Annotated in this window: 13 protein-coding genes; 2 read left to right on the top strand and 11 right to left on the bottom strand. The window is 74.2% G+C overall.

Annotated features, from left to right (window positions below):
* Positions 1 to 40 precede the first annotated feature (40 nt).
* From ACF07N_RS16965 to ACF07N_RS16950, 4 genes are all read right to left on the bottom strand, one after another.
* Entirely contained in the window at positions 41 to 1,084 is a 1,044-nt protein-coding gene (locus tag ACF07N_RS16965; RefSeq protein ID WP_392113282.1) for a hypothetical protein, read from the bottom strand.
* Between the two features lie 116 nt (positions 1,085 to 1,200).
* Positions 1,201 to 1,776: a SigE family RNA polymerase sigma factor gene (locus ACF07N_RS16960; RefSeq protein WP_010032008.1), complete on the bottom strand. Its 576-nt coding sequence runs from the start codon at positions 1,774 to 1,776 to the stop codon at positions 1,201 to 1,203.
* Between the two features lie 518 nt (positions 1,777 to 2,294).
* A complete protein-coding gene (locus ACF07N_RS16955; protein ID WP_383341328.1) occupies positions 2,295 to 3,380 on the bottom strand; it encodes an aspartate-semialdehyde dehydrogenase in 1,086 nt (361 codons plus the stop codon).
* Positions 3,380 to 4,657, bottom strand: coding sequence for an aspartate kinase (locus tag ACF07N_RS16950; protein ID WP_309095133.1), 1,278 nt, complete (start codon positions 4,655 to 4,657; stop codon positions 3,380 to 3,382). The genes ACF07N_RS16955 and ACF07N_RS16950 overlap by 1 nt, the downstream gene beginning before the upstream one ends.
* Before the next feature lie 266 nt (positions 4,658 to 4,923).
* Here ACF07N_RS16950 and ACF07N_RS16945 point away from each other — a divergent pair, with 266 nt between their 5' ends.
* The gene (locus ACF07N_RS16945; protein ID WP_392113277.1) at positions 4,924 to 5,760 is read left to right on the top strand and encodes a PhzF family phenazine biosynthesis protein; all 837 of its coding nucleotides are present in this window, start codon (positions 4,924 to 4,926) and stop codon (positions 5,758 to 5,760) included.
* Positions 5,761 to 5,764: 4 nt separating this feature from the next.
* Here ACF07N_RS16945 and ACF07N_RS16940 read toward each other — a convergent pair whose 3' ends face one another.
* The 3 genes from ACF07N_RS16940 to ACF07N_RS16930 form a co-directional block, all read right to left on the bottom strand.
* On the bottom strand, positions 5,765 to 6,424 hold the full coding sequence (locus tag ACF07N_RS16940; RefSeq protein ID WP_383335565.1) for a DUF5063 domain-containing protein: 660 nt from the start codon (positions 6,422 to 6,424) through the stop codon (positions 5,765 to 5,767).
* Positions 6,417 to 7,016 (bottom strand): recombination mediator RecR, encoded by a 600-nt coding sequence (gene recR, locus ACF07N_RS16935; RefSeq protein ID WP_350701165.1) that lies wholly within the window; start codon positions 7,014 to 7,016, stop codon positions 6,417 to 6,419. Before recR ends, ACF07N_RS16940 begins: the two co-directional genes overlap by 8 nt.
* Positions 7,017 to 7,110: 94 nt before the next feature.
* Positions 7,111 to 7,452 carry a YbaB/EbfC family nucleoid-associated protein gene (locus ACF07N_RS16930; RefSeq protein ID WP_309095136.1) on the bottom strand — a complete coding sequence of 114 codons (342 nt, stop codon included), beginning with the start codon at positions 7,450 to 7,452 and terminating at the stop codon, positions 7,111 to 7,113.
* Positions 7,453 to 7,772: 320 nt separating this feature from the next.
* Here ACF07N_RS16930 and ACF07N_RS16925 point away from each other — a divergent pair, with 320 nt between their 5' ends.
* Entirely contained in the window at positions 7,773 to 8,528 is a 756-nt protein-coding gene (locus ACF07N_RS16925) for an SLATT domain-containing protein (RefSeq protein WP_392113273.1), read from the top strand.
* Positions 8,529 to 8,548: 20 nt separating this feature from the next.
* On the opposite strand, the gene ACF07N_RS16920 is transcribed toward ACF07N_RS16925, so the two are convergent.
* The 4 genes from ACF07N_RS16920 to ACF07N_RS16905 form a co-directional block, all read right to left on the bottom strand.
* Positions 8,549 to 9,949: a M20/M25/M40 family metallo-hydrolase gene (locus tag ACF07N_RS16920; protein WP_383335568.1), complete on the bottom strand. Its 1,401-nt coding sequence runs from the start codon at positions 9,947 to 9,949 to the stop codon at positions 8,549 to 8,551.
* A gap of 59 nt (positions 9,950 to 10,008) precedes the next feature.
* Entirely contained in the window at positions 10,009 to 12,135 is a 2,127-nt protein-coding gene (locus ACF07N_RS16915; RefSeq protein ID WP_392113270.1) for a protein kinase, read from the bottom strand.
* A 79-nt stretch (positions 12,136 to 12,214) separates the two neighbouring features.
* Positions 12,215 to 12,673 carry a MarR family winged helix-turn-helix transcriptional regulator gene (locus ACF07N_RS16910; RefSeq protein WP_392113267.1) on the bottom strand — a complete coding sequence of 153 codons (459 nt, stop codon included), beginning with the start codon at positions 12,671 to 12,673 and terminating at the stop codon, positions 12,215 to 12,217.
* The gene (locus tag ACF07N_RS16905; RefSeq protein ID WP_392113264.1) at positions 12,670 to 13,287 is read right to left on the bottom strand and encodes a type 1 glutamine amidotransferase family protein; all 618 of its coding nucleotides are present in this window, start codon (positions 13,285 to 13,287) and stop codon (positions 12,670 to 12,672) included. The genes ACF07N_RS16910 and ACF07N_RS16905 overlap by 4 nt, the downstream gene beginning before the upstream one ends.
* Between the last annotated feature and the right edge of the window lie 30 nt (positions 13,288 to 13,317).

Genomic DNA, 13,317 nt, shown 5'->3' with positions numbered 1-13,317 from the left:
GCGCCGCCCGGTGCCCTGGCCGGGGCGCCGGGGCGGGCGGCTACGCCCCCGTCAGCATCCCCGTCCAGTACACCGTCCCCGCGCACGCGTTCGGGACGACGACCTGGCTGCCGCCGGAACCGGTGCCGGGCGTGTAGACGACCGCGACGCTGCCGTCGACCGTGCCGTCCTCCCGGGCCAGTTGCGGGGCCGTGCCCGTGTCGCCGCCGGTGGAGGTGCCGGCCGTGGTCGCCGGGTCCTCCGTGGGGGTCGGGTCGGGCGTGGGGTCGGGGCCGCCGACGCCGCCGCCGGCGGGCGGGCAGGTCTCCGAGGGCACCCAGGCGAACCGCACGTCGTAGCCGAGGCCCGGCTGGAGCACCACCTGCGCGGCCTCAAGAGACGGGTCGGGCAGCAGGCTGGCGGCCGCGTCCCCCGCGGCGTGCCGGGCCGAGCCGACCCTGCTGATGTCGGCAGCGCCCTGCGGCACCGCGCTCACCGAGCCGGGGGCGGTGACCGTGCAGGCCGCTCCGGAGACGTTGGTGACGCGGAAGGAGCCGGAGACGGCGCCGGTGGAGTCGGGGGCGCCGCTGCTCCCGGAGGCCGGGCCGAGCTGGGCCGCCGTGCAGGCCGGGACGCCCGCGGTGGTGGTGGAGGAGGGGCCGGTGCCCTGCGACGTGCCGGAGCCGCCGCCGGAGCCGCCGCCCTTGTCCTTCTCCTTCTCCTTCTTGTCGTCCTTCTGCTTGTCCTCGGACCGGCCCGCGGAACCGCCGGAGGTGCTCTCGCCGCCGTCCGGGCCCTTGCCCTCGCCCGTGCCGCCCTGGGTCTGGGAGGCGTGGCCGATGGCGGACGGGTTGGCGTCGGAGCCGGTGGCGTTGGAGACGTGGACGAGAGCGGGGACCGCGGTTCCGATGAAGAGCGCGGCGGCGGCCATGCCCACGACGGCCTGCCGCTTGCGGGTGCGCCTCTGGGGCACCGCCTTGCGCAGGTACTCCAGCGTGCCGTCGCGCGGCTCCACCTCCTGCACCGCCTGGTGCAGCATCGTGCGCAGGTCCAGCTCGTCCGAGTCGAGCCCCTGGGGGCCCTGGTCGTCGGGGCCGTGGTTCACAGTTCCGTTCCCAGCGTGCGATTGCTTCGGATCTTGCCCGTGCAGCCTTGTCGGCTCGTGCCACTCGAAAGGCTCGTGCCGGTCGCGCCCGTCGCGGCGCGCGCCGTCCGACTCGCTCATGCCGGCGCCTCCATGGCCAGCCTGAGCGCCGCGATCCCGCGCGAGCCGTACGCCTTGACCGAGCCGAGGGATATGCCGAGGGTCTCGGCGACCTGCGCCTCGGTCATGTCCGCGAAGTAGCGCAGCACCAGCACCTCGCGCTGACGGCGCTGCAGGCCCTTCATCGCCTTGATGAGGGAGTCGCGCTCCAGCTGGTCGTAGGCCCCTTCCTCGGCGCTGGCCATGTCGGGCATCGGCTTCGACAGCAGCTTCAGGCCGAGGATGCGGCGGCGCAGCGCCGAGCGCGAGAGGTTGACGACCGTCTGGCGCAGGTACGCCAGGGTCTTCTCGGGGTCGCGGACCCGCTTGCGGGCGGAGTGGACACGGATGAAGGCCTCCTGGACGACGTCCTCGCAGGAGGCCGTGTCGTCGAGGAGGAGGGCGGCGAGACCCAGCAGCGAGCGGTAGTGCGCCCGGTAGGTCTCGGTGAGGTGGTCGACGGTGGTACCGGCCGCGACACCGTCCTCGGCGCCGTCACGCTGGTTCGGGATGCGGGCCGGCCGCGCTGCGGGCACGGGCGCGATCACCGGCATGCCACCGGGCGTACCGCCCACGCGGGGTCGGAGAGCCGCCGGACGGGGCGGTCGCAGGACCGTGCCGCGTGCCGCGCTGAAGTCGAGTACCTCTGCCACGTCTGTTGGACACGCTGACCCCCGTGAGGGTTGTACGTGCCGGGCATCACTTTCATGCCGGCCGTCGCCGTCGACGGTCTACCCGCGTCAGGCAGCACAACAGATGGTGCATCACATGCCCTCATGCGTCCCGCTCTTCCCCTATGTCCAGATGTGAACGGACGTCCCCACGTCCGGTTCCAGGCGTCCCCACGCCTGATGAAGCGCTTCCACGGCCGAAGAGGCGACCGCAAAGACGCTCCCCGCCCTCCGCGCGGTTGCGGAGGGCGGGGAGGTAAATCCTCTGCTGCCGGCAGGCCCGGGACAAGTGGTCCGGACCATCGACCAGCTCACATGTCGTCCACAGATCCTACAAACCGCCTCCGACACCGGCCCGGGGTTTTGTCGCGGGGCCGCTCCCGCGCCCCCGGGCCCGCCCGTCAGGACAGCTCGGCCGCCACCAGTTCGGCGATCTGGGCGGTGTTGAGCGCGGAGCCCTTGCGCAGGTTGTCCCCGCACACGAAGAGTTCGAGCGCCGTCGGATCGTCCAGGGCCCGGCGCACCCGCCCGACCCAGGTCGGGTCGGTGCCGACGACGTCGGCGGGGGTCGGGAACTCCCCGGCGGCCGGGTTGTCGAACAGCACGACACCGGGCGCCGTCGCCAGGATCTCGCGGGCCCTGTCGACGGTGACCTCGCCCTCGAAACGGGCGTGCACGGTCAGGGAGTGCGTGGTGATCACCGGGACGCGCACGCAGGTGACGGCGACGGGCAGACCGGGCAGTCCGAGGATCTTGCGGGACTCGTCCCGCACCTTCATCTCCTCCGAGGACCAGCCGTCCTCCCGGGGCTCACCGGCCCACGGCACGACGTTCAGCGCGACCGGCTCCGGGAACGGCCCGGTGCGGTCGCCGACGGCCCGCCGTACGTCGCCGGGGCTGGTGCCCAGCTCGGTCCCGGCGACCAGGGACAGCTGCCGGCGCAGGGTCGTCACGCCCTCGCGCCCCGCGCCGCTGACGGCCTGGTACGAGGAGGCGACCAGCTCGCGCAGGCCGAACTCGGCGTGCAGCGCGCCCAGCGCCACGATCATGGAGAGCGTCGTGCAGCTGGGGTTGGCGACGATGCCGCGCGGGCGCATCCGCACCGCGTGCGGATTGACCTCGGGCACGACGAGGGGCACGTCCGGGTCCATCCGGAACGCGCCCGAGTTGTCGACCACCACCGCGCCCTTGGCGGCGGCCAGGGGCGCCCACCGCCCGGCGATCTCGTCGGGGACGTCGAACAGGGCGACGTCGACCCCGTCGAAGACCTCCTCGGTGAGCGCCACGACCTCGGTCTCCTCACCGCGCACGGCCAGCTTGCGGCCGGCCGAGCGCGGGGAGGCGACCAGTCGGATCTCGCCCCAGATGTCCGCCCGCTGGGAGAGGATCTGGAGGAGGACCGTGCCGACGGCTCCGGTCGCTCCCACCACGGCGAGGGTGGGCCGGCCCGATCGGCCGGTCCGGCCGCCCCGTCGAAGGTCGGCCATCAGCGGCCGGTGCCTCCGTAGACGACGGCCTCGTCGCTGTCGGAGTCGAGCCCGAACGCGGAGTGCACGGCGCGGACGGCCTCGGGCACGTCGTCGGCGCGCGTGACGACCGAGATGCGGATCTCGGAGGTCGAGATCAGCTCGATGTTCACGCCCGCGTCGGACAGGGCCGTGAAGAAGTCGGCCGTGACGCCCGGGTTGGTCTTCATGCCGGCGCCGACCAGGGAGATCTTGCCGATCTGGTCGTCGTAGCGCAGGGAGTCGAAGCCGATGCCGGCCTTGTTCTTCTCCAGCGCGTCGATGGCCTTGCGGCCCTCGGTCTTCGGCAGCGTGAAGGAGATGTCCGTCAGGCCCGTGGAGGCGGCGGACACGTTCTGCACGACCATGTCGATGTTGATCTCGGCGTCGGCGATCGTGCGGAAGATCGAGGCCGCCTCGCCCGGCTTGTCCGGCACGCCGACGACCGTGACCTTGGCCTCGGAGGTGTCGTGCGCGACACCGGAGATGAGAGCCTGCTCCACCTGCTTGTCCCCTTGCTCGATCGGCTCGCTGCTGACCCACGTGCCCTGCAGCCCGCTGAAGCTGGACCGGACGTGGATCGGGATGTTGTAGCGGCGGGCGTACTCCACGCAGCGGTGGAGCAGCACCTTGGACCCGGACGCCGCCAGTTCGAGCATGTCCTCGAAGGAGATCCAGTCGATCTTCCGGGCCTTCTTCACCACGCGCGGGTCGGCGGTGAACACGCCGTCGACGTCGGTGTAGATCTCGCAGACGTCGGCGTCGAGGGCGGCGGCGAGGGCCACCGCGGTGGTGTCGGAGCCGCCGCGGCCGAGGGTGGTGATGTCCTTGGTGTCCTGGCTGACGCCCTGGAAACCGGCGACGATCGCGATGTTGCCCTCGTCCACCGAGGTCTTGATCCGACCCGGCGTGACGTCGATGATCCGGGCTTTGTTGTGGACCGAGTCGGTGATGACACCTGCCTGGCTGCCGGTGAACGACTGGGCCTCGTGACCCAGGTTTTTGATCGCCATGGCCAGCAGGGCCATGGAGATCCGCTCTCCGGCGGTCAGCAGCATGTCGAGCTCGCGCCCGGCAGGCATCGGGGATACCTGCTCGGCGAGATCGATCAGCTCGTCCGTCGTGTCGCCCATCGCGGAAACCACGGCAACCACCTGGTTGCCGTTCTGCTTCGCTTCCACGATCCGCTTGGCGACGCGCTTGATGCCCTCGGCATCGGCTACGGAGGAGCCTCCGTACTTCTGCACGACAAGGCCCACGTGCGCTCCTCGCTCAATCCGTCTCTGTCCGCTCATACGCATTCGTACCGCGGTCGGCTCAGTCTAACGAGCGCCCGAATATCCCCTCCGCGATATCGCATGGTGAGATCCGGCGCCCGTCCAGAGGGGCTCCTGCCCATCTGGCCACCGGCCACGCGGAAAGTGCCCGGCGTCACAGGCCCCGCCCGCGCCTCCACGCCGGTCCGGCGTACGCGAGGCCCTCGCCCGGCCACGGGCGGTCACACCCGGGCGCTACCTTCGTCGCCATGGAGATACTGCGCTACGTGGCGTTCAGCACGGATCCCGAGGGCGGCAACCCCGCGGGGGTGGTGCTCGACGCGAGCGGCGCCGACGACGCGGCGATGCTGGCGGTGGCTGCCGACGTGGGCTACTCGGAGACGGCGTTCGTCACCCCCGCCTGCGACGGCTCCCTGGCCGTCCGGTACTTCAGCCCGCTCGCCGAGGTGCCGTTCTGCGGCCACGCGACGGTCGCGACGGCCGTGGCCCACGCGGAGCGGCACGGCACCGGGCGCCTGCTGCTGCGCACGGCCGCGGGCCTGGTGCCCGTCACCACCGAGCGGGCGGCGGACGGCACGCTCCGGGCGACCCTGGTGAGCGTCGCGCCGCGCACGGCACCGATCGGCGAGGCGGACCTGGCCGAACTGCTGGCGATCCTCGGCTGGTCCGCGGCGGACCTGGACCCGGAGCTGCCGGTCCGCGTCGCCTTCGGCGGGGCCTGGCACCCGGTCCTCGCCGCCGCCACCCGGGACCGGCTGGCCGCCCTGGACTACGACATGCCCGCGCTGGCCGCCCTCATGGCCCGCACCGGCTGGACCACGGTCGACCTGGTGTGGCGGGAGTCGCCCACCGTCTTCCACGCGCGCAACCCGTTCCCGCCCGGCGGTGTCGTCGAGGACCCGGCGACGGGCGCGGCGGCGGCCGCGTTCGGCGGCTATCTGCGGGAACTCGGACTCGTCACGCCCCCGGCTCGGCTGACGGTCCGTCAGGGCGCCGACATGGGCCGCCTGAGCACGATCACGGTGTCCGTGCCGGAGGGCACGGACACCGGAATCTCCGTGACGGGCACGGCCGTTCGCCTGTGACCCGCTACTTCGCCGGGCGCAGCCCCAGCGGGCCCGCGATCTCCTCGGCCATGACCCGGCCCGCCTCGATCTCCAGCGTGTCGTCGCCCATGCCCTGGTCGGTGTCCAGCCCGTCGAGTTCGGCGAGGGGCTGGTCGAGGCGGACGTGGGCGAGGACCGACTGCAGGGCCCGGAGGGTGGCCGAGGCGGTGGAGCCCCAGTTGGAGAAGTACGAGAACTGCCACCACCACAGGGCCTCGGTGGTGCGGCCCGCGCGGTAGTGGGCCATGCCGTGGCGCAGGTCCGTGATGACGTCCGTGAGGTCGTCGGAGATCCTCGCCGGCACCGGGGCCTTGCGCGGCTCGTAGGGGTCGAAGACCTCGGAGTAGACGTCGATCGGGTCCAGCAGCCGGGCCAGGTTCTCGCGGAGTTCGTCGACGTCCGCGTCCGGGCCGGTGTCGGGCTCGTAGCGCTCGTCGGGCACGATGTCCTCGTGCGCGCCGAGCCGGCCGCCGGCCAGCAGCAGCTGGGACACCTCCAGCAGCAGGAACGGCACGGCCGATTCCGGCTCGTCGCCCTTGGCGACCTCCGTGACGGCGACCAGGAAGCTCTCCACCTGGTCCGCGATCTGGACCGCGAAGTCGTCCGGGTTCCGGTCCGTCGCGTGCAGCGTGGCGTCAGACATCTAGGAGTCGTCTCCCCTCGAAGGCGCGGCCGAGCGTGACCTCGTCCGCGTATTCCAGGTCGCCACCCACCGGGAGGCCGCTGGCCAGGCGGGTGACCTTCAGGCCCATGGGCTTGATCATGCGGGCGAGGTACGTCGCTGTCGCCTCGCCCTCCAGGTTGGGGTCCGTGGCGAGGATGAGCTCCGTGACCGCGCCGTCGGCGAGACGGGCCAGCAGCTCCCTGATGCGCAGGTCGTCGGGGCCCACGCCGTCGATCGGGCTGATCGCGCCGCCCAGGACGTGGTACCGCCCCCGGAACTCACGCGTGCGCTCGATCGCCACGACGTCCTTGGGCTCCTCGACCACGCAGATGACGGCCGGGTCGCGGCGGGTGTCGCGGCAGATGTTGCACAGCTCCTCCTGCGCGACGTTGCCGCAGGTCGCGCAGAAGCGGACCTTCGCCTTGACCTCCATCAGGGCCTGCGCGAGACGCCGTACGTCCGTCGGCTCGGCCTGGAGGATGTGGAAGGCGATCCGCTGGGCGCTCTTGGGACCGACGCCGGGCAGCCGCCCCAGTTCGTCGATCAGGTCCTGGACCACGCCTTCGTACAACGGACTGCCCTTCCTGGGTCTTCGAGGCCGGTACGCGACCTCCCGTACGTACCGTAGTTGTCAGCCGCCTGTCCGAGGAAGGCGGTACGCGGGGTCAGAACGGCAGGCCGGGGATGCCGCCGCCGCCCAGGCCCTGCGCGAGCGGGCCCAGCTTCTGCTGCTGGAGCGCCTGCGCGTTCTCGTTGGCCGCCTGCACGGCCGCCACCACGAGGTCGGCGAGGGTCTCGGTGTCCTCCGGGTCCACCGCCTTCGGGTCGATCTTCAGGGCGCGCAGCTCGCCGGCGCCCGTGACGGTGGCCTTCACCAGGCCGCCGCCCGCCTGCCCGTCGACCTCCGTCTGCGCCAGTTCCTCCTGCGCGCGCGCCAGGTCCTGCTGCATCTTCTGGGCCTGCTGAAGCAACTGCTGCATGTTGGGCTGGCCACCACCGGGGATCACGATCAGCTCCTTGCTCGGTACGGGTTTTCCCGTTCGGCACGAGCCTACGTGGTCGGGCCTGCCCCCGCCCCGGCACTCTTTCGAGTGAGTCCCTCTCGCACCCCATAACCGATCAAGGAATACTTCCGGGCGGAAAAGCGGCGAAAGCCCCGCCTTCGCCACCCGGAGGGGGGTAGGAAGGGTCCGGCGCGTTCCGGATGCGGACCCGACGTGTCCTGCGTGCCGGGTGTCACGTGGGCCGGTGGTCGTGCCGGTGGGTCGCGCAGCGTGATCGGTCAGCGCACCGTGCGTCGTCGTTCGTGGTCAGTAGGGAGTGCCGGGTGGGTCAGCCGGAGATGCAGCCCGAGGGGCCGCCTCAGGACGGGCGGGGCGAGCAGGCGGCCCGGCCGCGGCCGGGCGATCTGACCGGGCGGCCCCTTCCGCTCGGGGACTGGGGCGAGCCGGCCGCCCGGCTCGACGAGCTCTACCGGTGGGTGGAGCGCGGGGCGCTGCACACGGCGGCCTGGTACCTGGCGGACCGGGTGTGGAAGCGGCGGTGCGCCCGCGGCCTGCGCTGCGGAGCCGCCGCCGGGGCGGTCACCGGGTTCGCCCTGCCCCTGCTGGACCTCACCGGGGTGGCGGGCGGCCTCGCGCCCTGGGGGTGTCTGGCGCTGCTGCTGGGGGTGGCGTGCGTGGCCCTCGACCGGCACTTCGGGCTGACGTCGGGCTGGATGCGGGACGTGGCGACCGCGCAGGCCGTGCAGCGGCGGCTGCAGGCCCTGCAGTTCGACTGGGCGGCCGAGAGCGTGCGGGAGGTGCTCGGGCCGACGGAGGGCACGGCCGGGGAGGCGGCCGAGCGGTGCCTGGGGGTGCTGCGGAGGTTCTCCGAGGACGTCACCGAGCTGGTGCGCGTGGAGACGGCCGACTGGATGGGCGAGTTCCGGGGCGGGGGCGCGCCGGTGGGCGTGCACGCGGTGGTGTGCCCCGGTCAGGGCCGGGGGGCGGAGGCCCCGGGCGGGACCGGGCGGTTCCCCGTGCCGCCGCACGGGGGGACCCGGCCGAACATGCCCCGGCAGCGGCCGCCGGAACCCCGGTGAGGGCCCGGCCGGCCCCGGCGTCACGCCGGGTCGGGGAAGGCGACCGGGCTGCGCAGGCCCGACCTGCCGACCGCCCGCACCCCGAAGAACACGTTGTCCTTCGACAGGTCCACCTCGTGGGCCGTCACGTCGCCCACCGGGATCACGTGGGTCCACTCCGGTGACGTCGTCTCGCGCCACACCACCTCGTATCCCGCGAGGTCGGCTTCCGGGCCCCGGGTCCACGCCAGTTCCGTCGCGTTCGTGAGCGTGGACGTGAGGATCCTCGCGCCCCGCGGTGTGCCCGGGGCCTGGGCCAGCGTCCACAGGGCCGCCGCGTTGACCCGGGCCACGCGTGCCGTGTAGGCGGCGTCGCAGAACTCCGGCAGGTCGCCGTACTGCTTGCCCGTCTCGTCGACGCGCACGTCCTGGTGCTGGTGGGCGAAGTCCTCGGCCGGCTCGGTGAAGCGGGCCGCCGGGTAGCCGCGTTCGAGGAACGGGATGTGGTCGCCGCCCCTGCGGTAGCGGTCGCGGCGGTAGACGACGCGGACGTGCATGCCGGTGGCGTCGTTGTCGGCCACGTCGCGCACGAAACGGGCCAGCTGGCGGGTGGCGGAGTCGTTCTCGCCGCCCACCGAGCGGCGCACCGCGGCCTGCTCGGGCGTCTCGGAGGACGGGACGCCCTCGGCGAAGAGGCGGATCGTGTACGGGTCCCGCGTGCCGTCGTCGGCCGTCGGGCTGCCGACGATGTCGTTGGTGAACATGCCCTGCACGTCCGTCCCGGCGGCCTTCAGCCGCTGCGCCAGGTGGCCGGACCCGTACAGGCCCTGCTCCTCGCCGGAGACCGCCGCGAACACGAGGGTCGACGCCGGGCGGCGCCGGGCCATCACCCGGGCCAGTTCCAGCACCACGGCCACACCGGAGGCGTCGTCGTCCGCGCCGGGCGCGTCGGACGTGGCGTCCATGACGTCCGTGACGCGGGAGTCGTAGTGCCCCGCGACCACGTAGACCCGCTCGGGGGTGACCGAGCCGCGCAGGGTGGCGACGACGTTCGTGATGCGGGTGGCGGTGGGGATGCGCGGGGCCGGTTCCTGCACGTACGACTGGAGTTCGGCGGTCATCCGGCCGCCGGACGCGGCGGCGTACGAGCGCAGTTCGGACAGCAGCCAGTCGCGGGCCGCGCCGATGCCGCGCACCGGGTCGTCCTGCGAGGAGAGGGTGTGGCGGGTGCCGAAGGAGACCAGCCGGTGGATGGTCGCCTCGATGCGGCGCGGGTCGATCTCCCGTAACAGGGAGCGCAGTTCGCGGGTGGGGCGCTGGGCCGTGGCCGGGGGACGGCCGGTTCCGGGGTGCGAGGCGGCCCCGGCCGGTCCGGTCACCGCCGCTCCCGTCGCCGCGGTCGCCGCCGTCGCGGTCAGGACCGTTCTCCTGCTGGGACGCATGTGTCCTCCCGGGGCTGGGGGTGCCGGTCCTCAAGCATGCGCCGCCGTACGGGAGTTCGTCACTGCCTCGTGTAGGTCAGCCGCTCCCCGCTGCTGGTGTTGGTGCGCTGGAGGGTGCCGTCCGGGAGGACGGTGATCTCCGTGGCGGCGCCCGGGGTGCAGGCGGTGCGCGGCTGCCCGACGGTCACGGTGGACGGGCCGATCCTCAGCGGGCCGGCGGCGCCCGGGGCGGCGGTCAGTTCGCCCTCGAAGACGCAGTGGTAACTGCCGCCGCCCTTGGTCGGGCCGTCCGCCACGAGGCTCAGCACCGTGTCGCCCGGCTCGCCCTGCTGGAGGGTGAGCCGCCGGGTGTGCTGCCCGTCGGCGTTGTCGATGGTGGTGGTCCAGGTGCCGAGGTAGGCCGTCGGGACGGCGCCGTCCGCCGGGGCGGGGGAGGCCGTCGGGGAAGGACCCGGGGTGGTCGGCGGCCCGCCGGTGCTCCGGGTCGGCGAGGGCTGCGCGTGGTCGTCCTTCCCCTCGCCGCCGCCCTGCATCAGCGCGTACACCGTCCCGCCCGCCGCCAGCGCGACGACCAGGGCGATCACGACGAGCAGCGCGGTGGACCGGCCGTCGCGCCCGTGCGGCTCCCCCACCGAGCCGTAGGGCGGGGTCGGGCCGTAGGGCGGGGTGGAGCCGAGGCCGCCGTGGCCGGGGTACGGCGGTGCGGCAGCGCTCGGCGCGCCGGGCTGGGGATGCTGCTGCGGGTACCCGTAGGCCGGCCACGGGGGCGGCGGCGTCCGGGTGTGCGGCGGAACGCCCTGGGGGTGCGGGCCCGCCGGGGCGGCCGGGCCCTGCCCCGCGACCAGGGTGGGCAGGTGGTTCAGCGGCGCCCCGGAGCCCGGCACGGGCGGCGCGGGCGGGCCGGGCGCGGTGCCGGGCACCGGCGGCACGGGCCCGGGCCCGGACGCGTCGGCGGCGGGGGCGTGCTCCGGGGTGGGGCCGGGGCCCGCGGCGGGAACGGCCGCGGGGCCGGGCCAGGGAGCGGCGGAGGGGCCGGGCCCGGGAGCGGCGGGGCTCACCGGACCGGGAGGACCACCAGGACCTCCGGGGCCGGCCGCAGCGGCGGGTCCGGAGTCCGGACGGCCGGCCGGGCCGGGGCCCGGGGCAGGGGCAGGGGCGTCCGCGGCGGCGTCGGGCCGGCCCGCGCCGGGATCCCCCGGCCGTCGCCCGGCCCCGGCGTCCGTCCGGGCCGGTGCTGCCGGCCCGGCGCCCGGGTCCGGCCCGCCTTCCGGGTTCTCCGCGTCGAGCAGCCGCACCGCGTGCCGCCCGAGTTGGGCCACCAGCGCGCTCGGCAGCCACGGGTCGAGGGCGCGGCCGTCGGAGACGGTGTCGTCCGCGCCCGTGCGCCGCAGCACGCTGTCCAGGCCCGGCCGGGCGGCGGGGTCCTTGCGCAGGCAGTCGCGGACCAGGTCGGCGATGCCCTCGGGCACGCCCTCCAGGTCCGGTTCCTCCTGGGCGATGCGGAACATCAGGGCGTGCACGCCGCTGTTGGCGCTGCCGAACGGGAGCTTGCCGGTGGCGGCGTAGGCGAGGACCGAGCCGAGGCAGAAGACGTCGCACGCCGGGGTGATGCGGTCGCCCCGCACCTGCTCGGGCGCCATGAAGCCGGGCGATCCGACGAGCGCGCCGGTGCGCGTGAGCCCGCCGTCGGTCACCGTCTCCAGCGCGCGGGCGATGCCGAAGTCGATGACGCGCGGTCCGTCGATGGTGACGAGCACGTTGGACGGCTTCAGGTCACGGTGGACGATGCCGGCGGCGTGGATGTCCTTCAGGGCGTGCGCGAGACCGGCGGCGAGGATGCGGACCGTCCGCTCGGGCAGCGCCCCGTGGTCGTGCCCGACGACCTGCTGGAGGCTCGGCCCGGCGACGTACCCGGTGGCGACCCACGGCACGGCGGCCTCGGTGTCGGCGTCCAGCACCGGCGCGGTCCAGTACCCGCCGACCCGCCGCGCGGCCCGCACCTCCTGCCGGAACCGCTCACGGAACTCCTCCTGAGCGGCCAGCTCCTCGCGGACCAGCTTCACCGCGACCGTGCGGCCCCGCTCCGAGCGGGCCAGGTACACCTGCCCCATGCCGCCCGCGCCGAGCCGCGCCAGCAGCCGATAGGCGCCGATGCCCTGCGGATCCCCCGGCCCCAACGTCTCCATCGCTCCGCCGCCTTCCCCCCACACGCGAGCAACAGCCCGAGAATAGTGCGGGGCCGGGGCGGGGTGACCTGGGGAACGTCTACGGTTCCGTAACAGGCCGACCCGTCGCGTCGAGCACCTTCGACAGCCGCTCCAGCACCCGGACCGCCTCCGCCAGTTCCGCCTCCCCGAACTCCTCTGCCAGCCGGTCGGCGAAGGCCGCGTGCCCGGGGTCGATGCGGGCGACGGCCGCGCGGCCCTCCGCGGTCGGGGCGAGGAGCTTGGCCCGGCGGTGCGCCGGGTTCGGCCGGTACTCCGCGAGCCCGCGCTCCACCAGCAGGTCGGCGATGCGCTGCACGCTCTGCCGCGTGATCCCCATGGCGCGGGCGATGCCGGAGACGGGCAGCGGCTCGCCGAGGACCGCGCCGAGCACCTGCCACCAGGCGGCGGTGAGCCCGGCCGGCCGGGCCAGCTCCTCCGCCACGGCGAGGAACTGGCCGTTCAGCCGGAACACCCCGAGGGCGCTGCGGCTGAGCAGGTCCTGACGCTCCCGGCTCACAGCGCCCCGGCCTTCTCCAGCACCGCGTACGCCGACGCGTCGGAGTCGTGGAACAGCCGGTACCAGGCGTCCAGCACCTCGCCCTCGTACACCCCGAGCAGCCGGAGGATCTCCCGGGCGAAGGCGACGGGCTCGGTGGGCCCCGCGGTGACCAGGCCCGCGTCGGTGACGGCGTCGGCCTCTACGTAGTGCGCGCCGCCCGCGTAGCCGGTCGCGGCCAGGTAGAAGGAGACCGCGCTGGTGTGGGCCCGGTCGTCGAGCAGGCCCTCCCGGGCCAGTCCGGCGGTGGCCCCGCAGATGGCGGCGACCGGGACGCCCGCCGCCAGGAACGCGCGGGCCGTGCGGGCGAAGGGCGCGAGGTCGTCGGACGTGTCCCAGAGGTCGGCGCCCGGGAGGATCAGCAGGGAGCTGTCCTCGGGCCGCAGGTCGGCCAGGGCCAGGCCGGGCTGGACGCGCAGGCCGCCGATGCTGGTGACCGGGGCGGTGGACGGGCCGGCGGTGCGGATCTCGTGGCCGGCGCGGGCGAGGTGGGCCGTGGCGTGACCGGTCTCCCAGTCGGCGAAGGTGTCGTAGACGGCGAGATGGACGGGCTTGCGGTCTGCGGTGGCGTTCATGGTTCCTCCTCGGACCCCTGTGCCAATGAC

The sequence above is a fragment of the Streptomyces sp. NPDC015242 genome, assembly GCF_043079125.1.
Classification (GTDB): domain Bacteria; phylum Actinomycetota; class Actinomycetes; order Streptomycetales; family Streptomycetaceae; genus Streptomyces.
This window is presented reverse-complemented; position numbering and strand designations above follow the sequence as displayed.